At 58.1% G+C, this 24,830-nt stretch carries 22 protein-coding genes; 8 read left to right on the forward strand and 14 right to left on the reverse strand.

Annotation, left to right across the window (positions count from 1 at the left end; translation table 11 throughout):
• Window positions 1-223: 223 nt before the first annotated feature.
• From ACQZ6D_RS00550 to ACQZ6D_RS00560, 3 genes are read right to left on the reverse strand one after another with little or no spacing between them, the layout of a single operon-like run.
• Entirely contained in the window at window positions 224-2,605 is a 2,382-nt protein-coding gene (locus tag ACQZ6D_RS00550; RefSeq protein WP_003512398.1) for an LPS-assembly protein LptD, read from the reverse strand.
• Window positions 2,605-3,693 carry an LPS export ABC transporter permease LptG gene (gene lptG, locus ACQZ6D_RS00555; RefSeq protein ID WP_003512400.1) on the reverse strand — a complete coding sequence of 363 codons (1,089 nt, stop codon included), beginning with the start codon at window positions 3,691-3,693 and terminating at the stop codon, window positions 2,605-2,607. The genes ACQZ6D_RS00550 and lptG overlap by 1 nt, the downstream gene beginning before the upstream one ends.
• A complete protein-coding gene (locus tag ACQZ6D_RS00560; RefSeq protein ID WP_003512402.1) occupies window positions 3,690-4,859 on the reverse strand; it encodes an LptF/LptG family permease in 1,170 nt (389 codons plus the stop codon). The genes lptG and ACQZ6D_RS00560 overlap by 4 nt, the downstream gene beginning before the upstream one ends.
• Before the next feature lie 313 nt (window positions 4,860-5,172).
• Between ACQZ6D_RS00560 and ACQZ6D_RS00565 the strand changes: the two genes are divergently transcribed.
• From ACQZ6D_RS00565 to ACQZ6D_RS00575, 3 genes are all read left to right on the forward strand, one after another.
• Window positions 5,173-6,666 carry a leucyl aminopeptidase gene (locus ACQZ6D_RS00565; protein ID WP_065704783.1) on the forward strand — a complete coding sequence of 498 codons (1,494 nt, stop codon included), beginning with the start codon at window positions 5,173-5,175 and terminating at the stop codon, window positions 6,664-6,666.
• A 25-nt stretch (window positions 6,667-6,691) separates the two neighbouring features.
• A complete protein-coding gene (locus ACQZ6D_RS00570; protein WP_003512404.1) occupies window positions 6,692-7,141 on the forward strand; it encodes a DNA polymerase III subunit chi in 450 nt (149 codons plus the stop codon).
• Window positions 7,142-7,298: 157 nt separating this feature from the next.
• The gene (locus ACQZ6D_RS00575; RefSeq protein WP_003512406.1) at window positions 7,299-8,327 is read left to right on the forward strand and encodes a sensor domain-containing diguanylate cyclase; all 1,029 of its coding nucleotides are present in this window, start codon (window positions 7,299-7,301) and stop codon (window positions 8,325-8,327) included.
• A gap of 42 nt (window positions 8,328-8,369) precedes the next feature.
• Here ACQZ6D_RS00575 and ACQZ6D_RS00580 read toward each other — a convergent pair whose 3' ends face one another.
• On the reverse strand, window positions 8,370-9,296 hold the full coding sequence (locus ACQZ6D_RS00580; RefSeq protein ID WP_003512408.1) for a Gfo/Idh/MocA family protein: 927 nt from the start codon (window positions 9,294-9,296) through the stop codon (window positions 8,370-8,372).
• A 748-nt stretch (window positions 9,297-10,044) separates the two neighbouring features.
• Between ACQZ6D_RS00580 and ACQZ6D_RS00585 the strand changes: the two genes are divergently transcribed.
• Complete coding sequence (locus tag ACQZ6D_RS00585; protein ID WP_065704989.1) at window positions 10,045-11,982, forward strand: EAL domain-containing protein; 1,938 nt, start codon at window positions 10,045-10,047, stop codon at window positions 11,980-11,982.
• Between the two features lie 25 nt (window positions 11,983-12,007).
• On the opposite strand, the gene abc-f is transcribed toward ACQZ6D_RS00585, so the two are convergent.
• Both abc-f and ACQZ6D_RS00595 read right to left on the reverse strand, forming a co-directional pair.
• Window positions 12,008-13,891 (reverse strand): ribosomal protection-like ABC-F family protein, encoded by a 1,884-nt coding sequence (gene abc-f / locus ACQZ6D_RS00590; RefSeq protein ID WP_019565405.1) that lies wholly within the window; start codon window positions 13,889-13,891, stop codon window positions 12,008-12,010.
• A gap of 70 nt (window positions 13,892-13,961) precedes the next feature.
• Entirely contained in the window at window positions 13,962-15,008 is a 1,047-nt protein-coding gene (locus ACQZ6D_RS00595; RefSeq protein WP_065704987.1) for a GGDEF domain-containing protein, read from the reverse strand.
• A gap of 256 nt (window positions 15,009-15,264) precedes the next feature.
• Between ACQZ6D_RS00595 and ACQZ6D_RS00600 the strand changes: the two genes are divergently transcribed.
• Window positions 15,265-15,960 carry a glutathione S-transferase family protein gene (locus ACQZ6D_RS00600; RefSeq protein WP_083211660.1) on the forward strand — a complete coding sequence of 232 codons (696 nt, stop codon included), beginning with the start codon at window positions 15,265-15,267 and terminating at the stop codon, window positions 15,958-15,960.
• Window positions 15,961-16,063: 103 nt separating this feature from the next.
• Window positions 16,064-16,486: a nucleoside-diphosphate kinase gene (gene ndk, locus ACQZ6D_RS00605; protein ID WP_003502118.1), complete on the forward strand. Its 423-nt coding sequence runs from the start codon at window positions 16,064-16,066 to the stop codon at window positions 16,484-16,486.
• 294 nt (window positions 16,487-16,780) lie between these two features.
• On the opposite strand, the gene ACQZ6D_RS00610 is transcribed toward ndk, so the two are convergent.
• Both ACQZ6D_RS00610 and ACQZ6D_RS00615 read right to left on the reverse strand, forming a co-directional pair.
• Entirely contained in the window at window positions 16,781-17,293 is a 513-nt protein-coding gene (locus ACQZ6D_RS00610) for a hypothetical protein (protein WP_013635853.1), read from the reverse strand.
• Window positions 17,290-17,841 carry a CGNR zinc finger domain-containing protein gene (locus ACQZ6D_RS00615; protein ID WP_113157604.1) on the reverse strand — a complete coding sequence of 184 codons (552 nt, stop codon included), beginning with the start codon at window positions 17,839-17,841 and terminating at the stop codon, window positions 17,290-17,292. Before ACQZ6D_RS00615 ends, ACQZ6D_RS00610 begins: the two co-directional genes overlap by 4 nt.
• A 59-nt stretch (window positions 17,842-17,900) precedes the next feature.
• Between ACQZ6D_RS00615 and ACQZ6D_RS00620 the strand changes: the two genes are divergently transcribed.
• Window positions 17,901-18,797: a branched-chain amino acid ABC transporter permease gene (locus ACQZ6D_RS00620; protein WP_112959019.1), complete on the forward strand. Its 897-nt coding sequence runs from the start codon at window positions 17,901-17,903 to the stop codon at window positions 18,795-18,797.
• 60 nt (window positions 18,798-18,857) lie between these two features.
• Here the strand turns inward: ACQZ6D_RS00620 and ACQZ6D_RS00625 are convergent, their stop codons facing one another.
• The 5 genes from ACQZ6D_RS00625 to ACQZ6D_RS00645 all read right to left on the reverse strand — a co-directional run bounded on the left by ACQZ6D_RS00625 (window position 18,858) and on the right by ACQZ6D_RS00645 (window position 23,098).
• Complete coding sequence (locus ACQZ6D_RS00625) at window positions 18,858-19,313, reverse strand: molybdenum cofactor biosynthesis protein MoaE (RefSeq protein ID WP_013635855.1); 456 nt, start codon at window positions 19,311-19,313, stop codon at window positions 18,858-18,860.
• Window positions 19,314-19,317: 4 nt separating this feature from the next.
• Window positions 19,318-19,572 carry a molybdopterin converting factor subunit 1 gene (gene moaD / locus ACQZ6D_RS00630; protein WP_019565410.1) on the reverse strand — a complete coding sequence of 85 codons (255 nt, stop codon included), beginning with the start codon at window positions 19,570-19,572 and terminating at the stop codon, window positions 19,318-19,320.
• Window positions 19,572-20,159, reverse strand: coding sequence for a CDP-diacylglycerol--glycerol-3-phosphate 3-phosphatidyltransferase (pgsA, locus tag ACQZ6D_RS00635; RefSeq protein WP_003512433.1), 588 nt, complete (start codon window positions 20,157-20,159; stop codon window positions 19,572-19,574). Before pgsA ends, moaD begins: the two co-directional genes overlap by 1 nt.
• A gap of 102 nt (window positions 20,160-20,261) precedes the next feature.
• Window positions 20,262-22,313 (reverse strand): excinuclease ABC subunit UvrC, encoded by a 2,052-nt coding sequence (gene uvrC, locus ACQZ6D_RS00640; RefSeq protein WP_013635857.1) that lies wholly within the window; start codon window positions 22,311-22,313, stop codon window positions 20,262-20,264.
• Window positions 22,310-23,098 (reverse strand): SDR family oxidoreductase, encoded by a 789-nt coding sequence (locus ACQZ6D_RS00645; protein WP_003512437.1) that lies wholly within the window; start codon window positions 23,096-23,098, stop codon window positions 22,310-22,312. Before ACQZ6D_RS00645 ends, uvrC begins: the two co-directional genes overlap by 4 nt.
• A gap of 347 nt (window positions 23,099-23,445) precedes the next feature.
• Between ACQZ6D_RS00645 and ACQZ6D_RS00650 the strand changes: the two genes are divergently transcribed.
• On the forward strand, window positions 23,446-24,102 hold the full coding sequence (locus ACQZ6D_RS00650) for an outer membrane protein (protein ID WP_003512439.1): 657 nt from the start codon (window positions 23,446-23,448) through the stop codon (window positions 24,100-24,102).
• A 115-nt stretch (window positions 24,103-24,217) separates the two neighbouring features.
• Here ACQZ6D_RS00650 and ACQZ6D_RS00655 read toward each other — a convergent pair whose 3' ends face one another.
• Window positions 24,218-24,814, reverse strand: a complete 597-nt coding sequence (locus ACQZ6D_RS00655) for a glutathione S-transferase (protein ID WP_003512441.1) — start codon at window positions 24,812-24,814, stop codon at window positions 24,218-24,220.
• Between the last annotated feature and the right edge of the window lie 16 nt (window positions 24,815-24,830).

Here is a 24,830-nt window from a genome sequence, read left to right on the forward strand (position 1 = left end):
TTCCTTACCCCGGCTTTTCAGATCTGCACCTGTGCATCCGCACCGCGAATTTGCCACGTATATATCATCGCGATCTGCAAGACGGCAATGTGTCGGTTTGTTGAAAGAAACCCGATGGTTCTATACCGGACGAACCCTGGCGCGTTGTTGCGGCAAAACCGTGACTTTTACTGGCTGGATGGCAAAAAGGCAGGCCACGATGCTGTATGGCCTGCCTTTAAACTCAGTAATTGTTCGGTTTCCAGCCGATATCCATATCGGCCCAGTCCTCGTTTGCGGAGCCGATGCTGACATCGCCGAGCGTGCGGAATGCCAGACGGGCATTGATCGACCAGTCATTGGCGGCCTGCCGGCTGGAATTGATATTGCCCTCGTCGGAGTAGCTGACCGTCAAGATCGTGCATTCATCCTGATAGGCGATGCCAATACGGCGCTCGGCGGCAAATTTTCCGTTCAGATCGTAGTTGATCGAGCCGAACAGCGACCAGTTGTCGTCCATGCGCAGCGTACCGGACGCCTGAACGATATCGCGGTCTTCATTGTAGCCGTACTGCGGCTGCGCCTTGACCTGCGTATAGCTGAGCTTGCCGGTGAGGCGGCGGTCCGAATAGCTGACGCCTGTCTCGGAACGGTTGATTTCGAGATTGTCCTTGTCGAAGCGCAGGCTCGATGACAGCGATAGGCCGATTGGCGCATCGAAGGCTGCCATGGCGACGTAGTCCGAGCGGTCGGATTCGAGACCGGAATTCGCGCCGACATTGACGAGATCGTAGGAGGCGAAAGAATTGTCGCCCGCCAGGTGGAAAGACTGACCGGCAATGGCGCGAATGCCGTAGCCATTGTCGAATGTGCCGTTGTAGCGCAGACCGATGTTTGCGCGCGTGCCGCCTTCGATCCGGTCGAAACCGGAGAACTTATCACGTTCGAACAGGTTGGTCGCGTCGAACACGAAAGCCTGCGAATCTTCGTTGGGGAAGCGGCCGGCATATTGTTCGTTCGGACGCACGAAAATCTGCGCAATCGGCTCGATCACGTGGTTGCTGTTAAGCGCCGTGAACAGCCAGGGGTAACGCACTTCCAGACCGCCGGTTACCATGCCTCGCAACGCCGCATCGTCCTGCATCATGCCCTGATAGGCATAGGACGTGCCACCCGATGTAAAGCTTGCCGCCGACATATCCGTCCACAGCGCATCACCACGGGCGGCAAGGATCGGCGTGATCTGCAGGCCGCTATCCATCGTGAAGGTGCGCTTCCATTCGGCTTCGGTGGAAAGGCGCGTATAGTTTCCTTCAAGCCCGTTGAACCGCGAATAGCCTCCAAGCGCGTAGGCATCCTGTTTCTGGCGGGTGATGCTGGTCAGGTTGGTGGTCAGCGAAAGTTCGCCGCCATAGATCGGATCCGGTACGAAATAACGGTAGTCGACAACCGGATGAACGATGGCCTGCTTGCGTTCGTTGGATTCGTTGTTGTCCGTATCCTGAACGTTGAAATAATAGCCGCGGGCATCGAAGCTGTTCCGCTCGCCTGCGCCAGCCAAATAGATCTGATTGGTCTGGACGTCGTTCTTGTAACCCTTCAGCCCATAGGTACGCGAAAAGTTGTTGTCGGTCTGCACCATGGCATCCCAACCGAACGCCCAGCGCGGATTGATGGAGAAGTTACCCTTGCTGGCAATCATGCCGCGATTGTCGTTGAGGGCGTCACTGGTTCCGGCAGTAAATGTATCGGACTTCAGCTGGCTGATGCCGGCGACGGTCACGGTGTGCATGCCGGTTTCGAAACGCTGGCGCAGTTCCGCCTGCAGAAGCAGACCCTGCGTCGTGTAATAGGTCGGGGTAACGGTCACATCCGAGGTGTCGGACAGAACCTGGAAATAGGGCACGCCGATGCCGAAACCGAGGTTGTCGGTAATGCTCATCTGCGGAAACAGGAATCCGGACTTCCGCTTCACCGTATTGTCCGGAACCGTCAGGAACGGGACGTATGCGATCGAATGGCCGAAAAGCTGCAAGCGGGCTTTTTCCAGCCGGATCGTATGGGTCTTGCCGTCCTGAATGACACGTTCAGCCTTGACCTGCCACAACGGCGCCTTTTCGGGCCGTTCGGCGCAGGGCAAACAGGCGGTATAGACGCCGTTATTGAGGACCATGCGGTCGCCTTCGAGCCGTTCGGCGCTTTCACCCGCGATGCGGGTATTGTCCGGGGTCTCGACGCGCAGCGCATTGACAAAGCCCTGACCGAAATCGTCAGTGACATCCATCTCGTCGGCATAGATCTTGTTGCCGCCGGGCTCGATCAGCTCGATGTTGCCGTGCGCAATCACGCGGCCCGTCTGCTGATTATATTCCACTTGCTGGGCCACCATACGGTAGCCCGAATAATGCATGCGAACCACACCCTTCGCGATGACCCGCTGGGAATCGCGATTATAGGTCAGTTCATTTGCCGTAAGCAGGAGTTTCGAATCGTCTTGGCTTCCGGGCGCAAGCAAACCACCCTGGCCGAAAGCGACCGGGCTGGATGCCAAATATGCGCACACAGCGGCACCTGTCAGAAGGGCCGTCCAAAGCCGCCTGATATTCCCGCGGTCATATACCGCCACTAGCCGTCCTCCTGATGAAGCAGAATGGTTGCCCCCAAAGCCAACGCCACGATGACTGGAACCCAGACCGCGACGGTGGGAGGGACAACGCCACCACTCCCGAATGCCCTTACGAGCACGGTTACTACATAAAGCACGAAGCCGGAAACGATTCCACCCAGAATCACGGAGCGCGACTGGGCGAAGCGGCTGAACTTTAATGAAACTGTCGCGGCGATCAAGGTCATCGCAACCAGAAGCAGGGGCGTCGATAGCAGGAAATGATACTGCGTCTCAAGCGCTTTCGAAGACAGTCCAAAAGACTTTGCAACTTCGATCTTGTGAGAAAGATCAAAGAAAGCAACGGTTTCCGTCTGCGTCATACGTTCCTGAACGAATTCTCGTCTCAGATTGGTACTGATCCGCGTGCTCTCTTGCCGAACTGGCACATGTCCCGCACGGGTTTCCGCGACGCCGTTAAGAAGCCAGTAACCATCTTCCAACTTTGCCGACTTCGCGTCCTGCCGGGAGACGATGTTGCCGGCCTTGTCGAGGTGTATCAGAACCACGTCGAGAAGCATGGTCCCGTTGTCTTCGAAGCTCTTAGCGCCGATGATCGTATCCTGGCCGCCGCTCGACTGGCGCATCCAGGGAATGATGTCCTGCTGGCGTCCGCCGCTGCCTTCGTTGCGCCAGCCCGCCTCCATCGACAGCGACTGGTTTTGCCCCCAGGCGGCGATAGGGTTGAGGACGAGGACGGACAGGATTCCAAGAAAGACCGCACCAAGGACAAAAGGAAGGATGAATTGCCAGGCGGAGACGCCTGCCGCACGCGTGACGACGAGCTCGTAACGCCGGTTGAGCGAGATCAGCGTCGTCATGCCGACGAAGAGTGCAATGAAGGGAATAGTCTGCTGCAGGATCAGCGGCAGGCGAAGCGCGGTGAGGCCAAGTGCGCCTGGAACAGAATAGCCTGGCACGCTGGACATGCGCCGCGCCGTTTCGCTGAAATCGGCAAGATAGATAATTGCCGATACGCCGAGCAGGAACCAGATGGCCGTGATCAGATACCGTTTGAGGAAATACCGGGCGAGGGTGCTGAAAATCATGCGTTACCGCTCCCCGAGCTTCGCGCCAGCCGGCTGGAGAAAAGACGGCGCAGCCGGCTGGCCGTATCCGCGATGATCTTCGGCATTCTCGGCTTGCGACCCGTGATGAGAATAAAGGCGGCGGCGGCACCGCTGAGGCCCGGCACGGCATAGACCAGCGGAATGAAGGCCGCGCTCTGCTTGACCTGGTTGGTGACGTAAAAACCGAGCCAGCGCAGCATGAAGGCCGTCACCAGCGCAGCGACCATCGGATGCATCCGCGCTTCACGATGCGAGCGCGCATCAGCGGCTATGACCAGCGATATCAGTGCGAAGGCGAAGGCGAACATCCAGTCCGACAGGCGCTTGTGCAACTCACTGCGGAAGCTTTCGGGAGACCGCTTGTAACTCGCGTTGTTCTCGTCTGGCGAGAGAAGGAAACCGAGGCTCGCATCGCCCGGAGAAAGCGACGGTTCGGAAGTCTGCTTTTCCGACATGGTCGAAAGGTCGAAGGCATAGGACAGGAACTTGACGATGGAGACCTTGCCATCAGGTGTTTTCTGCTGGACTTCGCCGTCGCGCATCGTCAGCGACGTGCCGCTTTCATCGATCATGCCTTCCTTGGCGTAATAGATAAGATCGAAATTCGGATCGCGGCGATCGGCGACGAACAGGCCCTTGAGGATACGGCCCTGACGTTGGGCGATCTGCACATAGAGGCCGTCCTGAACAGCGCGGAAGGTCTTTTCCTCGATCACCGACGAGAGGAGGTCGGCATAGGCAGCCGCCACCATCTGCCTGGCCGAATTTCGGGCAGGCGGCTCGATGAAGTTGGTGATGGTGAAGGAAAGCGCACTTAGAACGGCAGCCAGAATGATAACCGGGCGAAACATCACAGAGCGCGACGATCCGGCCGCATCGATGATGGCAAGCTCGGAATCGTTGTTCATCGCCGTGAATGTCTGGGTGATGCCAATGACGAGGGCGAAAGGCAACACGACGGGAATCAGCGTCGGCAGGATCATCGTCGCCAGCGCCATGAAGGAGCCCATCGACTGGCCGGTATCGGTGACGAGGTTGATTCTCTGGAGAACCTGGATGGTCCAGATGATGGCCAGCACCGGCAGCAGCGCGACCAGAAACATCTGCGTTGTCCGTCGCAGGATATAGTTCTCGAGAAGCTTCATACTGCCCTTGTCGACATTGTTTTTCTGCGCGATCGCTCGCCGGATTTCCGCCTATCTAATCGCATCGTTTGCAATTGGCTATTCCGGCACGCTCACAAAAATGTTTTGCACGATGATTTTTCCACCGCCTGTGTCTTTTTGTGGAACAAGCTGTCGGTTTCATGACGCGATCGGCCATTCCACAAAAATGCCTTTCCTTTAGCGAATGTCGGCCTTTAAAGAATGTGAGCCTTTAAAAATGCAGGGTTGCGCCGGGGGCCGAAAAGGCCATGATCGGGCGCACACGCAAGTTATCCACGAAGAGCAGGAAAACATGTCCGCCAAATTCGATATTTCTTTCGCCAATTCCGCCTCGCTTGAAAATACCCTTGCCGTTGTGCTGCAAGCCTCGGGTGAGGCGCAGGCAGCTGCCGGCGCATCGGAAGCCGATCCGGGTGGCGTGCTTGAACGGGCGGCAAAGATTTCGGGCTTTTCCGCAAAGTCCATGACCACACTCGACGTGATTGCGCCGCAGGGTTCGGGCGCCGACCGGCTTCTCGTCATTGGCCTCGGCAAGCCGGCGAAACTTGTCGCCCATGATTGGTTGCGTGCCGGCGGCACCGCTGCCGCCAATTTCAGGAAGGCGGACAAGGTTGCCGTCTATCTAGATGCCCCGGGCGTCGATGTCGGTGCGCAGGCGGCTGCGGATTTTGCGCTTGGCCTGCTGCTGCGTGCCTATAGCTTCGATGCCTATAAGACCAAGAAGAAATCCGATGATGAGAAGTCGCCGAAGAAAGTAGAAATCGTCATCGTGACGGCAGTCCATCAGGAGGCGGAAAAGGCCTTTGCCGTGTCGGAGGCCGTCGCGGGCGGCGTTGTCCTGGCGCGTGATCTCGTCAACCTGCCGCCGAATGTTCTCGGTCCTGTCGAGTTCGCTGAAAAGGCGGAAGAGTTAAAGAAGCTCGGTGTCGAGGTCGAAATTCTCGGCGAGAAGGAGCTGAAGAAGCTTGGCATGAACGCGCTTCTCGGTGTGGCGCAGGGTTCGGCGCGTCCGCCCCGGCTTGCGGTCATGCAGTGGAACGGCGGCTCCAAGAAGGACGAGCCTATCGCCTTCGTCGGCAAGGGCGTTGTGTTCGATACCGGCGGTATCTCGCTGAAGCCCGGCCTTAACATGGAAGACATGAAGGGCGACATGGGTGGCGCTGCCGCCGTGACCGGCCTCATGCACACGCTCGCGGCCCGCAAGGCGAAAGCCAATGTGATCGGCGTCATCGGTCTGGTGGAGAACATGCCTGATGGTAACGCCCAGCGTCCCGGCGATATCGTCACCTCCATGTCCGGCCAGACCATTGAGATCATAAACACCGACGCCGAAGGCCGGCTGGTTCTCGCCGATGCGCTCTGGTACGCCAAGGAGCGTTTCAACCCGAAATTCATGATCAACCTCGCCACCTTGACGGGAGCGATCACGGTTGCACTCGGCAATCTTCAGGCTGGCCTTTTCTCGAATGATGACGAGTTGGCTGCACGTCTTTCGCAGGCAGGCGATGTTACGGCGGAAAAGCTGTGGCGCATGCCGCTGGGCAAGGATTACGACAAGATTATTGATTCCAAATTCGCCGACATGAAGAACAGCTCTGGCCGTCTGGCGGGCTCTGTCACCGCCGCTCAGTTCCTCAAGCGTTTCGTGGGCGAAACACCCTGGGCGCATCTCGATATCGCCGGCACCGCCATGGGTTCGCCGTTGACCGAGATCAACCAGTCCTGGGGATCCGGCTACGGTGTGCGGTTGCTGAACGAACTCGTTCGCGCCCACTACGAAGATTGATGCGACCGGAGCTGCAAGTCCGCAGATGACTGAAATCCTGTTCTACCATCTGACGGAATCGAAGCTGGAGGATGCATTGCCGCCCTTGCTCGAAAAATCGCTGGAACGCGGCTGGAAGGTCGCGATCCAGACGGTGGACGAGGAGCGCCGCGATTTCCTCGACACGCATCTGTGGACCTTTCGTGACGACAGTTTTCTGCCGCACGCAACGGATAGCTCTGCCGCGCCGCAAAACCAGCCGATTCTTTTGACGGCGTCGAATGCGAACGGTAACGAGGCGAGTGTGCGGTTTCTCGTCGACGGTGCCGAACCGCCGGCGGTGGAGGGCTATGAGCGGATAGTGTTCATGTTCGACGGATATGATGCCTACCAGCTGGAAATGGCGCGGAACCACTGGAAAAGGCTGAAGACCGAAGGTCATGCGCTGACCTATTGGCAGCAATCGCCGGAAGGCCGCTGGCAGAAGAAAGCCTGATCACAGTTTCCCACACAAAAAGACTGGCAAAAATTCGCATGTGGCGCAGCCTGCCGGTTTTCGCATTATGAGCCGAATCAGACATAGCTGTCTGATCCGGCCGACAGGTGACGGACGGTGGCGGCTGCCACAGACCAAACAGCAGAAGGACATCATCATGGGACAGGCGATTTCACGGCCCGACGGGGAAATAGAGCGTCTGGTCGCGGTGCGGTCAATCATGTCCGTCAAGAATGCCGAGATGCCGGAACTGGAAGTGCTGTCTCGATTGGGGCAGGGCGTCTTTGACGTCCCGCGTGCGGCCGTCCATATCGTCGATGAGGACTGGCTCCATATTGCCGAACAGGCGGGAATGCAACTTTCGGAATGCCCGCGCGATCTGTCGATATGCAACCGAGTAATTGCCAGGCAGGATGTCGTGGTCATTTCCGATCTGACCCAGCATCCGGATTTCCGCTTCATGTCCTATGTGAAGGGCGGTCCCGGATTGCGTTCCTATGCTGGCGCGCCGATCGAGCTGGAACCGGGTCTTGTGGTCGGCGCCTTTTGCCTTGTCGATACGGTGCCGAGAAAATTCTCTCAAAGCGAAATTGACAATCTGAAGCACTTTGCGCTGCTGGCGGCCGCACTCCTGCGTTTACAGAAGGCCAATTTCACAATGAGTCTGGCGGAGCGTGAATTGCGGGATGCGGTGATGACTGATCCGTTGACCGGCTTTTACAATCGCAAGGCGCTGGAGGCGATTGTCGATGGCCAGCTTGGCGCGGCTCTGCGTGAGAACGAGGCCTTCGGCGTGCTCTATCTCGATCTGGACGGTTTCAAGGCGATCAATGACACGTTCGGCCACCCGGCGGGTGACAGGGTGCTGACCGCTGCCGCCGACCGCATTCGCAATTCGATCCGCAGCGAAGATACGGTGGTGCGCATGGGAGGCGACGAATTCGCCATTTTCATACCCCGTCCCAGCAGGTCTGAGGTGATGAACGGACTGGCAGACAGGCTTCTGGCAGCCTTCCGTGAACCCTTTGATGTTGACGGGCAGGCGGTCGGTGCGCGTCTCAGCATTGGCGGCGCCATCGCCCCTCAGGCCGGTGCTGACCGCGCCACGCTTTTGCGCAGCGTTGACGAGGCACTGTATCAGGCAAAAAAGTCAGGGCGCGACCGTTTCGTCAGCCGCGCCCTTTGATGCACCTGTCTTACGGAAGGCTTCCAAAAGCCTTTCGGCTCCTCAGTCGTAGAAGGAATCCACGAATTTGTGGCGGCCGAGCAGGAAGGCATCGGCCACATGAGTCAATGGCGCAAGATCGACATCAGAGCGTCCGGCCTTGATGATTTCCGCAAAACGCTCGTAGAGCGCCGGATATTCCCGCTCGGGTTCCGACACTGCCTGCTCGCCATTGATGGAGAGCTTCGCGCCGCCTTCCGAAAGCACCATCTGCCCGGCCGCCGTTTCGGCAACGATATCCCAGCTCTGCTTGCCGGTCTGGCGCCAGTCGAACTCGGCGCGCACGGGCATTTTCGTAACGTCGGAAAAATGCAGCTCGGCAGCGATGGGCGCGTCGCGGTTTTCCGGGAACTCAAGCGTTGCCTTGGTCAGGAACAGCGCGCGGGGCAGGATGTGGGTGATGATCGACAGCGCATTGATGCCGGGATCGAACACACCGAGACCGCCCGCCTGCCAGATCCATGCCTGGTTGGGGTGCCAGTGGCGCACATCCTCTTTCCAGATGACATGCACGCTGTCGATTTTTGTCGAGGCGAGAAACGCCTTTGCAGCTTCAACGCCCGGCGCATAACGCGAGTGCCAGCTTGCAAATAGCGAAAGACCCTTCGAATCCGCAAGACGAACGAGATCCTGAACTTCCGAAAGCGTTGCGCCCGGCGGCTTTTCGAGGAAAACGTGCTTGCCGGCATTCAGCGCCGCATATGCAGCCTCGTAACGGTACTGCGGCGGCATGCAGAGCGATACGGCCTCGATATCCTCGACGGCCTCCAGCATGGTCTCGATGGTGCCGTAAGAAGCGACGCCATCCACGGTACCGTGGCGGCTGGCCGTGCAGATCAATTCAAAATCCGGATTGCCTGCGATGGCGGGAAGGTGCTGGTCGCGAACGATTTTGCCGACGCCGACGATGGCAAGCTTGGTGGCTGACATGAAGTGGGACCCATTTGTATGATGCGTGGGATAAAGTGTGACTTTACGAGTTTTTTAACAGAAACGATCAAAGGAGCAAGGCGATCGTCCTTACAGGTCTCGTCTTTTTTCCGTGCGTAACGGCATGGCAAAAATCGGTATGCATATTTTATGTTGCCTAATATTTGAAATGTGAAAATATTGTTTCAAATTTAAAAGTATTGATTTTTATAACTTAATGCTTTTAAAATTCGAATTCGAAGTTAAGTTCCGAAATATTAACGTATATTTTATATGTAAATCAATTTCAATTTCATTATTAAATGTATTATAGTCAGAATTTAAAATACATATTTATATGGATTTTGTAAGTAGTTAGACGAATGCAATTGTCAACTAAATACATACAGCATAATTCTTGCATATTTATCTACGCTAAGTTCTTTAGTTTCGACGTAAAATTCGTTCGTTAGACTGTCTCGATGGTTTTCTCGTTCGGTTGTTGGTTGGCGCTTCGCTTCGTTGCTTGATTTTCCTGCTCGGCATTGTGCGACGCCGGCGGTGAGGAGGTACTCGAACTCGTGTCTTGTCAGCCGCTTGCTGTTGGCACGTGTCCGGCGATTTCGCCGGGGGCAGCCCGCGGTGGAGCGACAGGTCGTGTGGAGCGATTGGCTATATGTACTGATTTTCCTGCGTAAACGCGGGATTTGTGAAGGTCAAACGCCGGAACCACGGCAAAAGAATAGTAATGACCGGGGGACATGCAGAGATGATGGAATTGATCGCCGCCCAGGCGGCCGCGTCAGCCGCCGAGTTGCCGTTCCTGCTGCTCCAGGCTGCGGCCCTTGTCGGCATGGTGTCGGTGCTGATCCTTCTGCAGCGAAACATCGCTCTCGATGACGCTCGTTATAAAATCTACTACGGCATCATCTTCGGGGTTACCGGTTTCTTGCTGACGCTACTGGTATCCGAGTTTATCAAGCTGCCTTCCAAGCCCTATATCCGCTCTGACCTGCTGTTCCTGGCTGGCGTGTTGGGGTCCTGGCAAGGCGGCTTGATAAGCCTGGCGCTCGTCTCCGCAGGGCGATTTTTGTTTGGTGGTCCGGCACTCTTTGGGGCCGCTTTTCTGGATATGAGCATTATCTCGGCTTTCGGGATGGCAATGTATGGCTGGATGCGCCGGCGCAGTCTCACTGAACTCGGCGTCCGCGAGGTCTTCGGCGTATTCGCGGTCAGGATTTTCGCGGCGTTGTTCGCTGTTTGCGTGACCTATAGTCTCAGCATGATAAATCAGGACGTTTTTCTCAGTAACGTCGGACGGCGCATCTTCGGCTCGTTTGTCGGGTTGCCGATGATCGCCTGTCTGTTTCTGTTACTGCGCAGCGAGGCGCGGGCGCGTGAAGAGGCAAGGAAACGCGATGCTGCGGCGCGGACGGATTCGTTGACGGGCCTGCCCAACAGGCGTGCCCTCAAAGACCATATCGAAGTCGTGATGCGGCAGGAGCCGGCCGTTCCGCACGCTCTCCTTCTCATAGAAATCGTCAATATGGCCGATGTCGCCGCCTGCCAGGGCGAGGATTGGGGCGATCTTTTCTGGCCGAGGCTGGCACAGGAAATCTGTAACGATGACAACGGCCTGCTGTCGAGTTCCAATGCACCGCGCAGCTTCATGTTCGGCGATACCACGCTTGCAGTCGTCATGTCGGGGATTTCGCTCGAGAAGTCGGAAAGCACAAGGCTGATAATGCGTCTCCACGACGGGTTAAGTACATTTTCACGGTCTGCGGATCCAGAACCGGTGCCGCATCTGAAAATCGGTGCCGCTAATCTGGATAAGCTCTCCCGGCAGAACGTGGCTTCCTTCCTCCGGCAGCTTAGTCTTGCGCTGCGAGGAAGCGAAAATCCGGTGCAGATATTCCCCTTTTCCTTTGCCGATAAGGCCACGCGGGACGAGGGGGTGCGCCAGATGCTGGTCAACTGGATCAGATCCGGCAAGCCGCCGATATTTTATCAGCCGAAATTCGAAATGCACAATCGCCGCATGATTGGCGCGGAGGCTCTTTTACGGGCGGTGGATGCATGCGGACAGCCGCTTTCGCCCTATTATGTGCTGGAGATTGCCGAGCGTCACCGGCTGCTGGTGGAGTTTGAATGGTCGACGATCGAAGCCGTCGTCCGCGACCTCATCGACCTGCGGGGTCTCGACCCGGACTTTCATCTGGCGGTGAACATTTCAGCATCGTCTTTTGCCACTGCGGGCTTCGGAGAGCGGGTTGTGGCCTTTTTGAACGAGATGGGGGTCCCGGCGCACCGTCTGTCGATCGAAGTGACGGAGATGAGCAGGATACCGGCCATCGACATCGTGCAGCAGAATTTCGACAGGCTGAGCGAAGCGTGCGTGCGGCTGGCGCTCGATGATTTTGGCACCGGTTATGCGGCACTCACCCTGCTTGCGCGGTTCCCCTTCGAGGAGGTCAAGATCGATCACTGGATGACGTCCCGGCTTGAACAGTCGCGGTTCCGGGAGGCCATCGCGCTCGCCTTCGAAAGCGCCGAACGTTACGGCGCCACGCTGGTGACGGAAGGTATAGAAACGGAAGAGCAGAGCAGGCTGCTCATGCAGATGGGAATCCGTTTCGGTCAGGGCTATCTTTATTCGCCGGCCGTGCCGCTCGAGCGGCTACAGCCTCGCAGGGAGTGCGCTTAGATTTTCGCACCAGCATCATGACGCATCACTGCGTCATTGCATCCTCATATTCGCTCGAAAGCATCAGCCACTGCTCCTCGGCGTCTGAAAGCTTACTCGCGGCTTCGCCACGCTCTTTGACTTTCTGCGCGGCCTTGGCAGGTGCCTTTTCGTACAAAGCAGGGTCCGCCAGTTCCTTGTCGAGCGACTGAATCACTTTCTCAAGCTTCGCCGTCAAAGATTCGATTTCATTGATCTTTTTCTTCAGCGGCGCAAGCTGGGCGCGTTTTTCGGCATTGGCCTTGCGCTGGTCGGCTTTCGATGTCTGGTCGGCGGCGGCTTCTGTCTTCTCTTCCTTCTTTTTTCCGGAAGAGACGACGAGGTCGCGATATTCCTCCATGTCGCCTTCAAAGGTCTTCACCGTGCCGTCGGCCACCAGCCATAGGCGGTCGACAGTTGCCTCGATGAGATGCCGGTCGTGCGAGATGAGGATGACGGCGCCGTTATAGTCGTTCAGCGCCTCGATCAGCGCCCGGCGACTGTCGATGTCGAGATGGTTGGTCGGTTCGTCGAGGATGAGCAGATTTGGCGCATGGAAGGCCGCAAGTCCCATCAGCAGCCGGGCCTTTTCACCGCCGGACAGGTCTTTCGCCGCCGTCGCCATCTTCTCCGTCGCAAGGCCCATCTGCGCTACCCGCGCCCGCACCTGCGCTTCAGACGCCAGCGGCATCAGCTTGCGCACATGTTCGACCGGTGTCTGGTCCGGCACGAGATCGTCCAGCTGATGCTGCGCAAAGAAGCCGATCTTCAGGCCCGGGGCGATGCGAAGATCGCCCGCTTGCGGCGCAAGCCGACCGGAGATGAATTTCGCAAAGGTCGATTTGCCGTTGCCGTTGGAACCGAGCAGAGCGATGCGGTCGTCATTGTCGATGCGAAGATTGAGCTGCTTCAGAATGGATTTGCCCGGCTCGTAACCCACGGCACCGCCATTGATGGCTACGATGGGTGAGGCGGGCTGCTTTTCCGGCTCCGGGAACGTGATCGGCTGGACGTGGTCCTCGATCACGGCGGCGACGGTGCCCATGCGCTCCAGCGCCTTGATACGGCTCTGCGCCTGGCGCGCCTTGGTGGCCTTGGCGCGAAAACGGTCGATGAAGCTTTGCAGATGTTTGCGCGCGGCGTCGTTTTTCACCTTCGCCTTCATCTGCAATTCGTCTGCTTCGGCTTTCTGGCGCTCGAACTGGTCGTATCCGCCCCGATAGAAGGTCAGTTTCTTCTGGTCCAGATGCACGATGGAATTGACGGCATTGTTCAGCAGATCGCGGTCGTGGCTGATGATGATGACGGTATGCGGATAACGCCGGATATAGTCTTCCAGCCAGAGCGTGCCTTCAAGGTCGAGATAGTTGGTCGGCTCGTCGAGCAGCAGGAGGTCGGGTTCGGCAAACAGCACGGACGCGAGCGCCACGCGCATGCGCCAGCCGCCGGAGAACGAAGAGGCGGGGCGAAGCTGCGCCTCGTGATCGAAGCCAAGACCGGCGAGAATGCTGGAGGCACGGGCTTCGGCCGAATGCGCGTCGATATCGACCAACCGCACCTGAATTTCCGCGATCCGGTGCGGGTCTGTTGCGGTTTCCGCCTCGGCCAGCAGCGCGCTGCGCTCCTTGTCGGCGGAAAGCACGATGGAAATCAGCGATTCTTCCGTTCCCGGCGCTTCCTGCGCAACCTGGCCGATGCGCGCCAGTTTCGGGATCGTTACCGAACCGCTTTCCGCTGAAAAGTCACCGGTGATGACCCGGAAAAGAGTGGATTTGCCGGCGCCGTTGCGGCCAACGAGGCCCACCTTCACGCCAGCCGGAAGCGTCACGCTGGCGTGGTCGAGAAGCAGGCGCCCGGCGATGCGGGCGGAGAGATCGGTAATCGTAATCATGGCGCCGTTTTGGCCGAACTGCGTGGCCAAGGCAAGAGCGCGCGCGCCACACCAGATCAGATATGCAGCTTCAACAGCCGAGCTGCGCCAGATAGCTGCTGCGGCTGCGTTGAGCCACGTCCCGGGAGTAGCCTATGACGCAATTGCGCGTGCCGCAGCGTGCGGACAGCAGGGCGAGCTCGGCATGGCTGAAAAATTCGGCTGATGTCGCGGTGCAGTCCACTGCCGCAACGCCGATCGAGACGGTCAGATGCTCGCCGTCGCCCTCACTGGTGACGAAACGCAGCGCCTCGACGTTCTGCCGCAACCGCTCTGCAATTGCTTCAGCTGTATTTTGCGAGACGTCGGCGAACAGAAAAGCGAACTCGTTTCCGCCGATGCGGGCTACGAAATCGTCCTTCTTGATCGTCTTGCGGAAAAGCGCTGCCAGCCGGCGCAGCGCCTTGTTGCCGGCGGTGGGGCCGTATTTGCCGTTGATTTCGCGGAAATGGTCGATGTTGAGCAGCACAAGCGATGTGGCTGATGCCCCCTGAGCGCCCGAAAACAGGTCGCCGAGCTTCTCGAGGAAAGCCGCCCGGTTGGGAAGCGCCGTCAAGGCATCACGCAGGGAATTCGCCTGAAGATCGGTCCGGCTTTTCTCAACCTCGCGGATTTTCATCAGCCCCATGGAAACGAAATGCCGGAGACTCGTTTGTTCCTCGTGAATATCGCCCATCAACTGCGCAAGCCGCTCCGTTGCAGGCAGCTCGGAGTGATCTTGCCCGGAAAGACTGGCAATAAATGTTTCGGTGCGTTGCAGGCCGGCTTCCAGTCGCGCGGAAATCTGCTTCAGCGTCTCGAAGGCCGTCGCTGCCATCTGCTCGGCCTCGATCTTCGAAAAACCCGGCAGATTGTGTCTCTGGCCGACAATATCGATTTCATGCTGTTGCGGCGCGTTGCCAAGGGCGAGAATATCACGTCCCATCGCCGGGTTATGCCCCGACAATATTTCGTAGATCAGTTCGTAGTTTCGCGGCAGCGGTGCAATATTCATCTTGTCGATGAACTGAGCAATTTTTGTAAAGACGAGACCGTTCCTTGCCTTCTCGCGTTTTTTATCGCCCGTCGTTGACGTCACTGACAGCCCCAATACCAATAAATTATGAATGCACCGGTGATAACCGATTGTTGAACACGATTATTCTTACAAGCAACGGTTTAAAATAGGCTAAACCTGACGAGGTTTTCATTGCCGTGAGACCCCAATTCTCGTGGAGGGGACGGTGGAGCGCCGGATGCGTTTGTTGATCAGTAGTATGACAAATCCTGATTTGATTTCAGGCGGCGGTCGTTTTTATATCGCATAATCGATGTAGCAGAAGAGGGTGCAGCCTATGACGACCTCCAGAACCTTATATTCACTTTGCGGAAGCGATAGCGCACGGCCGTTTTCTCCCCATTGCTGGAAAACCGTGCTTTCGCTGGCGCATAAGGGGCTGGATTTCGAGGAGCGTCCCTTGCCCTTCACGGTCATCCCGACGGTGGAGGACGGTTTTTCGAGGACCGTGCCGATCCTTCGTGATGGCGACCAGCTGGTGAGCGACAGTTTCGAGATCGCCCTTTATCTGGATGAGGCCTATCCGGAGCGGCCGTCGCTGTTTAACGGGGAAGGCGGCAAGGCGATGGCGCGTTTCGTTGAAAGCTGGTCGCAGACGGTACTGCACCCGGCCATCACCCGCATTGCCGTGCTCGATATCCACAATATGCTTGATGAGCCTGACCGCCTTTATTTCCGCGACAGCAGGACGAAGGCGCTCGGCCGGACGCTCGAGGATGTGGTGGCGAACCGTGAGGCGGAAATCGCGGCCTTCCCATCGCTCCTGGCGCCGATCCGCCGCATGCTGGGCTTCCAGCCTTTCATCGGCGGCTCATCGCCGCTGTTTGCGGATTACATCGTTTTCGGTGCGCTGCAATGGGCAAGGATCACCACCGGAGCGGATCTGTTTTCCGAAAACGACCCCGTCCGTGACTGGTTCGAAGGTTGCCTAGACCTCCACGACGCCAGAGGCCGCAGTGTGACAGCGGCGTGAAATGTCTGCAGCCATCGTCGCAATGTGGTTGATCCCCCTTGTTTTCGGGCCTTTGGGCGGGTAAAGACCGCCCACTTTCTCTATAGGAAAAGGAAACGGACACATGGCGATTGAACGCACATTTTCGATGATCAAGCCGGACGCAACCAAGCGTAACCTGACTGGCGCGATCACCAAGGTATTTGAAGACAACGGTCTGCGCATCGTCGCCTCCAAGCGCGTCTGGATGAGCAAGCGCGAAGCCGAAGGCTTCTACGCCGTTCACAAAGAGCGTCCCTTCTTCGGCGAACTCGTTGAAGGCATGACCTCCGGCCCGACCATCGTTCAGGTTCTGGAAGGCGAAAACGCCATCCTCAAGAACCGCGAAATCATGGGCGCAACCAACCCGGCCCAGGCTGCTGAAGGCACCATCCGCAAGAGCTTCGCGCTTTCCATCGGCGAAAACTCCGTTCACGGTTCGGACGCTCCTGAAACCGCCGCACAGGAAATCGCCTACTGGTTCGCCGAAACCGAAATCGTCGGCTGATTCAAAATATCAACGGCTTGAATCGCCATCTCAGGCGATGGCATGAAGCCGCTGAAAAGACTCGATGAAACGGAGCCGAAAGGCTCCGTTTTTTTTGTATTATTTGCAGGTAGATTGTTTCCTGTGCCGAGCACCCGCCCCCCTCATTCCTGTGCTTGTCACAGGAATCCAGCCGACGCGCGTCCGCGCGGCGAAAGAGTCTGTCCAGCCCAAGGACGTGGGCTGGCTAGATTCCTGTGACAAGCACAGGAATGAGGGGAGGTTCAATTTTCGCTTCGTCTACTCCGACGATCGTCACGACGCCGGACACCCCTCGACTGGCCGCATATCCGTCGTGCCGTCCGCTTTGAACACGTCCGGGTTGGGCGTGTAGAGCGGCCCTACCGTCAGCGGTTTGGCGGGAAGGAGCGATTGGTCTGTGTCGGAGCGGATGGTGGTCTCTATCGTCTGCAGTACATCGCCTTCCGGCCCTTTGATGCGGATCGTGACCTTGTAGGGGCGGTCCTGCTTCACGCATTCGACCGGCGGACTTTGAACGGCGATCTTTTCATCTGCCGGGAAAATCTTCTCCCTGGTCGTCAGCTCGGTGCCACCGCGGGGATTTTCGAAGGTCGCTTCCAGCGTGCTGCCGTCGCGGATGGGGGCGATGCGCTGCAAGGTCACGAGATAGGTGGCAATCGCCACACGGTAGTTAAAGACGAACATGCGGCCGGAAACCTTCGCGACATCGCGCGGCTCGTCCCGCTGACAACCGGAAAGACCGAGCACCATAGTGATCGCCAGCAACGGAATGGTTATTCCTTTCATGCCTGCGCTTCCTTCTTGCGGTGATAATGCCGGCTGGCTTTCTGCCGGTTGCCACACACCGTCATGTCGCACCAGATGCGGCTTCTGTTCTTGCTGCGGTCGATGAAAAGCCAACCGCAATTGCCGCAAATCCGCAGCCGTTTCCGCGTCTCCGACGCAAGCAGCGACAGAGCTGAATGGGCGGTCGCATTGGCAAGGCTCTCTCGCAGGGGAAAGAACCGTAGTGCCGTGCCGCATGCGAAGAGAAGCCCGGCCAGCCGACCGTCGTCATCGTCGCCACTCGTCATCGAAGAGCGGAAATAATCGTCGATCGCCTCGCGAAGATCGAGAAATACCTGCCTCATGTCCGCTTCGGGCGCGATGAGTGTGGGAAACCTGTCGCGCTCCGCTCCGAGTCGGGTCGACGCCTCGGCAAAAGTGGCGATCTGCTCAGGCACAGCAAAACGGTCGACCGATTTTGCCGCGTCCGCGCGCAGGATGACGCTATTGGCGACATCGAGGGCCAATGCGCCGCCTGCGAAACGATGTTCTGTCCAGCGAAATGTCATGGCGACATTATAACTATCAAAATGGATTTTAACAGTTATAATGCGATGGGGAGGACGGATTGGCTTATTTCCTGCAACAATTGCTGAATGCCGTACCGGTCGCCTCGCTTTATGCGGTTCTGGCGTTCGGCTATGCCATCGCCTTTTCGGTCACGAAAAGGGCCGATGTCACCTATGGCGCGATCTTCGCTTTTGCCGGTCAGACCTGTCTGCTGTTTGCCGATTTTGGCTGGAACCGGCTGTGGCTGATCTTGCCTGCGACACTCGCGCTTGGGGCAGGGGCCGGTCTTTTCGGCGGTCTGTGGGCGGCGGCTTTCATCGGCAGGGCGGTGATGCGGCCCCTGGCTAAAGCCTCCCCCAATGCGGTGACGGTCGCCTCCATTGGCGTGCTGATCGCGCTCACCGAAAGTGCCAGACTTGCCGCCGGCACGCGGCAATTATGGCTGCCGCCGCTTTTGTCGGAACCGGTGCGATTCTGGGCCGATGGAAGCTTCGCTGTCACCCTGACGTCGATGCAGATGCTGAACACGGCTGTCTTCTGCCTGCTCGTTCTCGCAGGCACTTTCTACCTCCAGCGTTCCGGCTTTGGCAGACGCTGGAAGGCGGTGTCGGACGATGCTTTCGCCGCGTCACTGTGCGGGGTAAATGCAGGCAGGGTGTTCCTGCTGTCCTACTGTGCAGCGGGTCTGCTTGCCGCCATCGCCGGCGTCCTCGCCACGTTTTATTACGGCACCATGGATTTCGGTGCCGGTCTGGTGTTCGGCCTGAAGGTCGTGCTGATTTCGGCAGCGGGCGGTTATGCAAGCCCGCTCGTCTGCGCGCTCGGGGCTGCTGCCGTCGGGTTCGCGGAAACGCTATGGGTCGGTTACGGCCCGGTTATCTGGCGGGATGCGGCGGTTCTGGCACTTCTGGTGGGCTGGCTGATCGTCATGCGTAGCAGGGTGGAAGCGCCCTAGAGCATTTCCAGGAGGGGTGGCGTCCGGTTTTCGTCCGGAAGTGCGGGAAAACACAAAGCGTTACCGCCATTTGTCCTTGGCCGTGTCGTCGGTCGTCTTTGCGGCAACCCAGTCGCCCTTCGTGCCATCCTTGCCATGTTCCTTTTTCCAGAACGGGGCGGACGTCTTGAGGTAGTCCATCACGAAATTTGCGCCGTCGAAGGCGGCCTGCCGGTGCCGGGAAGCGGCAATGACGAGGACGATATTCTCGCCGGTGGCGATCTTGCCATGGCGATGAATGGCGGTGAGGCCGAGGAGGTCGAAGCGTTCGATGGCGAGTTGCGCGATGCGGGTCATTTCCGCTTCGGCCATGCCGGGATAATGCTCGAGTTCCAGCGCCGCGAGCGTGCCGCCATCATCGCGACAAAGCCCGGTGAAGGCCACCACCGCGCCGATGCTCTTGTCGCCTTCCGTCAGCCTGCGGGTTTCTTCCGCAGCGTCGAAATCCTGTGCCTGCACGCGGACCGTCGGCTGCATCCGGTTATCCCCCCGTCATGGGCGGGAAAATGCCGATCTCGCGCGCACCGGCAATGCTTTCGTCATGTTCAACATGTTCCTGATTCACCGCAACGCGGATCACATCTGGAAATTCGAAGGCGGCTTCGTAGTTTTCACCAAGGGTTGAGAGATAGGCGATCAGCTCACCGGCCGTGGTAACGGAGGAGGGGATATCCAGCTCCTCTTCCGCCGTGCCGATCTTTTCGCGAACCCAGGCGAAATAAACGATCCGCGCCATCATTCTTCGTCCACGATGTGCTTGAGACCCGCCTTGAAGTAGTCGTAGCCGGTGTACATGGTAAGCGCTGCTGCAAGCCAGAGAAGCGTAATTCCCATCTCGGTCGTGTAGGGCAGAACTTTGTCTCCTGCGGGACCGGCAAGAAGAAAGGCGATGGCCACCATCTGGATGGTGGTCTTCCACTTCGCGATACGGGTGACGGGAACGCTGACCTTCAGCGCCGCCAGATATTCACGCAGGCCCGAGACCAGAATTTCGCGGCAGAGAATGGTGATGGCGGCCCAGAGCGACCAGCCGGCAATGGTGCCGTCCGCTGCCATCAAGAGCAGCACTGAGGCGACCAGCAGCTTGTCGGCGATCGGGTCCAGCATGCGGCCGATATTGGAGGTCTGGTTCCAGATACGCGCCAGATAACCATCCAGAAAATCGGTCAGCGAGGCGACGATGAACAGCCAGAGTGCCGTCCAGCGCGCAAAATCCGAGCTTTCCAGCTTTCCTTCGATGTAAAAACACAAAACGATGACGGGAACCGCCAGAATGCGGGCATAGGTGAGAAGGTTGGGAATGCTGTATGCGCGCGAAGCCATGGGAAACCTGTCAGTCTGGATAAGCTGCCTTGATGCCGCCCCTGACGCATAGGGTCAACACGTTATTATGTTTTTTTAGCAGTTCGTTGCGACAGTGCGCCTTCAATCGCCACTGCTCTCATGGAAGTGATTGTAGATTTGCCGCGCTACGGCTTCTGAAATGCCGGTGACATTCATCAGATCGTTGAGGCCTGCGCGTGAAACCGCCTTGGCCGTACCGAAATGCTGCAGCAGCGAGCGCTTGCGTCCTGGGCCGATCCCCGAAATTTCATCCAGCGGATTGCGCACCATTTCCTTCTTGCGCCGCGCCCGGTGTGAGCCGATGGCAAAACGGTGGGCCTCGTCGCGCATGCGCTGGATGAAGTAAAGCACGGGATCGCGCGGCGGGAGGGAAAAATCGCTGCGGCCATCCGCAAAGAAGCGCTCGCGGCCCGCCTCGCGGTCCACACCCTTGGCGACGCCGATGGCAATCACGCTGTCGCGAATGTCGAGCTCATCGAGGATGGCACGCACCGCCGTCATCTGTCCCTGACCACCATCGATCAGGATAACGTCCGGCCAGGCGGGGAAGGGCATGTCCGCGGCTTCCTCGGGTGTGGGCGTCAGCGTCTGCGCGCGGTCGGGCTTGCCCTCTTCCTTCAACAGGCGCGAGAAGCGGCGGGTCATGACCTCACGCATCATGCCGAAGTCGTCACCGGGAGTGATGTCGGTCGATTTGATGTTGAACTTGCGATACTGGTTTTTCACGAAGCCTTCCGGCCCCGCCACCACCATGCCGCCCACGGCATTGGTGCCCATGATGTGCGAGTTGTCGTAAATCTCGATCCGGCGCGGCACGTAGGGAAGGTTGAAGGTTTCCGCGAACCCCTTCAGCAATCGCGCCTGAGACGAGGTTTCCGCCAGCTTGCGGCCATGCGCCTCGCGGGCATTGGCAAGAACATGGTCGGTGATGTCCTTCTTCTCGCCGCGCTGCGGCACGCTGATCGTGACCTTGTGTCCGGCTTTTTCGCCGAGAGCAGCGGCCAGCAATTCCTGTTCCTCCACGGTTTCGGAAAGCAGGATCTGCTTCGGCACCGGTTTGTCGTCGTAAAACTGCGCCAGGAACGCATTGAGGATTTCCGAGCCGGGCAGGGACGGGTCGGCCTTAGGGAAATAAGCGCGGTTGCCCCAGTTCTGGCCGGTGCGGAAAAAGAACACCTGGATGCAGGATATGCCGCCCTCGTGATGGATGGCGAAAACATCCGCCTCCTCGATGCCGGCCGGATTGATGCCCTGATGGCTCTGGACGTGCGAGAGCGCCGCCAGCCGGTCGCGATAGACGGCGGCGCGCTCGAAGTCGAGATCCTCGGCCGCCTCGTTCATCTGCCGGGCAATCGCGGTCTTGACGCTCTGGCTCTTGCCGGACAGGAAATCCTTGGCTTCCTTGACGAGTTCCGCATACCCCTCATCGCTCACCTCATGTGTGCAGGGGCCGGAACAGCGCTTGATCTGGTAAAGAAGACAGGGACGCGTGCGGGTTTCGAAAACGCTGTCGGTGCAGGTGCGGATCAAGAACGCGCGTTGCAGTGAATTGATCGTGCGTCCAACGGCTCCGGCAGAGGCGAAGGGCCCGAAGTAGTCGCCCTTGCGCGCCCGCGCACCCCGGTGCTTGAAAATCGCCGGTGCACGATTGTCTGCTGTGATCAGGATATAGGGAAATGACTTGTCGTCGCGCAAAAGCACGTTAAAGCGCGGCCGCAAGCGTTTGATGAGGTTAGCTTCCAGGAGAAGCGCCTCGGTTTCCGTGCGGGTGGTGACGAATTCCATATGGGCGGTCAGCCGCACCATCTGCGCAATGCGGTTGGAATGCACGCGACCCTGGGCATAGTTGCCGACGCGCTTCTTCAGCGAGCGCGCCTTGCCGACGTAAAGAACGTCGTTCGCCTCGTTGAACATGCGGTAGACACCCGGCGAGTTCGGCAGGTGTTTGACGAATTCGCCGATCAGATCCATGCCCTTCAGGCCGGATTCGTTTTTCCAGCCGGCATTCCAGTCCATGCCGGCAACGTCGCGCGGTGCCTCGGCCGCGTCTGTCGCGGCAAGGTTTGCATCGTCGTCTTCGTCATCGGTTTCATCGAAGAGAATACCGCCGTCAGGCAGCTTCTTTCCGTTCATTCAGGTATCTCCGCCACATCAGGGGTTTCCCAGCCAAGATGCTGGCCGCCATCGAGCGCGATCATTTGTCCGGTGATCGACGGCGTATCAAAAAGAAAGCGAATCGTCCGCCCGAACTCGTCGGGTTCCGGACCGCGCTTTAATATAAGGCCGTCGATCTGCGCCTGAAAGTCCTCCGGCGCCTGTCTTTCGCTTTTGAAGGAGGGACCCGGCCCGATGGCGTTGACGCGCACCCGCGGCGCAAAACTCTGCGCCATCGTCCGTGTGGCTGTCCAAAGGGCCGATTTCGAAAGCGTATAGGAGTAAAAACGCGGCGTTAGCGCAAGTACGCGCTGATCGATGATGTTGACGATCAGTCCGGATTTATCCTGAGGCAATTGCTGAACGAATGCGGCCGCGATGAGGGAAGGCGCCCGCACATGCACGGAAAAATGCGCGTCGAAGATTGCCGGATCGGGCGTTTCTGCCGAATCGTCCAGAAAAATGGATGCATTGTTGACGACGACGCCTATCGGGCCGAGCGCCGAAGATGCCTGTTCGACAAGCGCCATTGTTGGCGATGATTGTGTCAGATCCGCCTGAACGGCAACGGCCTTGCCGCCTTTTTGCCTTATTTCGTTAGCGAATTCCTCGGCTTGCCCCATAGAGGCATTGGCGTGGACGGCAATCGCAAAGCCATGCGAGGCCAAATCCGTGGCGATCGCCCGCCCGAGCCGCCGGGCGGCACCCGTTATCAAGACTGTCTTCGGTATATTTTCTTTCACAGCGGACCTGCATTTGCTCATACACGCCCTATTTGCTGGATATAATCGCAAATCGCAAGCTGTCCGTGGGCCGTAAAAGAATTGTGTGGATTTTTATTGGTAATGTAATTTAAATTTAATTTGAATATAACTAAGTTTAAATTCGATATATTGGAAATTAAGTTTCCAGTAGGGTTAATAAAACCCTTGTGGCAATTAGGCAACGTCTAATTCTAGTCACGTGTCTGCCCCAAACAATTCACATTTTGGCTCTTTGATCTCCGCATTCTCCCATCAAATTCAATTTTCAGAGGGGCGATTAACCCGACGAATTTACCGCGTCTAAAAACAATGTTTTGAGTACGGCGCGGTCCTGAAAGGAGAATAACATGCGTATTTTCGTAGCAACCATTATGGCTTCGACCATTGCAGCCGCCGGTTTCTCGGCTGCTCACGCCGCTGACGCCGTAAACGACGTGCCGCAGGCACCGGTAGCCTACGACCAGCCCGCTCCGGTCAAGAACTGGACCGGCGCTTACCTCGGTGGTACCGCCAACTACGATTGGGGCCGTTTCAGCTCCAGCAACGACGGCCGTGACGCCAAGGGCGCCGGCGGCGGCATCTACGGCGGTTACAACATGCAGAACGGCCAGATCGTTTACGGTGCCGAAGCAGACGTTAACCTCGGCCGCGAGCGCGGTTCCGCTGGTACGGTTGGTGGCAACGCCGTCGAAGGCAAGCAGGGCGTCAACGGCTCGCTGCGTGCTCGCGTCGGTTACGACATGAACCCGTTCCTGCTGTACGGTACGGCTGGTCTCGCAGCCTCCGACAACAAGGTACGTGACGCGACCTCCAAGGACAGCGCAACCGCCCTCGGCTACACCGTTGGTGCCGGCGTTGAAGCCATGGTTACGGACAACATCACTGCCCGTCTGGAATATCGCTACAGCGACTACCAGAAGAAGGACTACAGCCTGGACTCCGGCGCGTTCTCGCGCGGCTTCGACGACCACTCCGTCAAGGCCGGTATCGGCGTCAAGTTCTGATCCTTCAAGGATCGGTAAAGAAAAGCCGGGGTTTACGCCCCGGCTTTTTCGTTTTTGCCATCAGTTACAGCATCCATGCCCGGCGATCAGGCCAGGCATGGCGCTCACATTGGCGTCAGGCGGCAGCCCTCATGTCCTTATAGGCTTCGAAACGCTTGCCGAATGTTTCCGGCCATTGCGCCAGCGCCTCGTGCCCTTCGGCCCATTCACCTGCAAAACGCAGATCGAGATAACCGATCAACGCCGCAAGGGCGAAATGTCCGCCATGCAGCTTCTTACCGGTTTTCGGCAGGTTGGCGTTGAGATGATCCAGACCCTTCACCGCCTTTTTCCACTGCTTGTCGATCCATGGCTGGTGAACTCTGTCCTCCGGGCGGGAACGGCGCTCGTAAACGATGGCCAGCAGGCAATCCATGATGCCGTCGCAGAGCGCTTCCAGAATTTCCGCTTCGGTGCGCTTGCCGTTCTTTTTCGGGTAGAGCTTGCCGCCCGAAAGGCGGTCTAGATAGTGCATGATCGCGACGCTGTCATAGACCGAGCCGCCATCGTCTAGAAGCAGGACCGGAATTTTGCCGAGCGGATTGTTGTCAACCAGCGTCGCGGGCTCGGCATTGGTGTCGACGGCGACGTTGGTAATGTCGATGCCGAGATGGCGGGCGGCCATGCGCACCTTGGCGGAGTAGGGAGAAGTGACGGAATAAAGCAGTTCCATAGTCGGGTCCTGACAT

Source organism: Agrobacterium sp. 22-3639C2 (assembly GCF_053522105.1).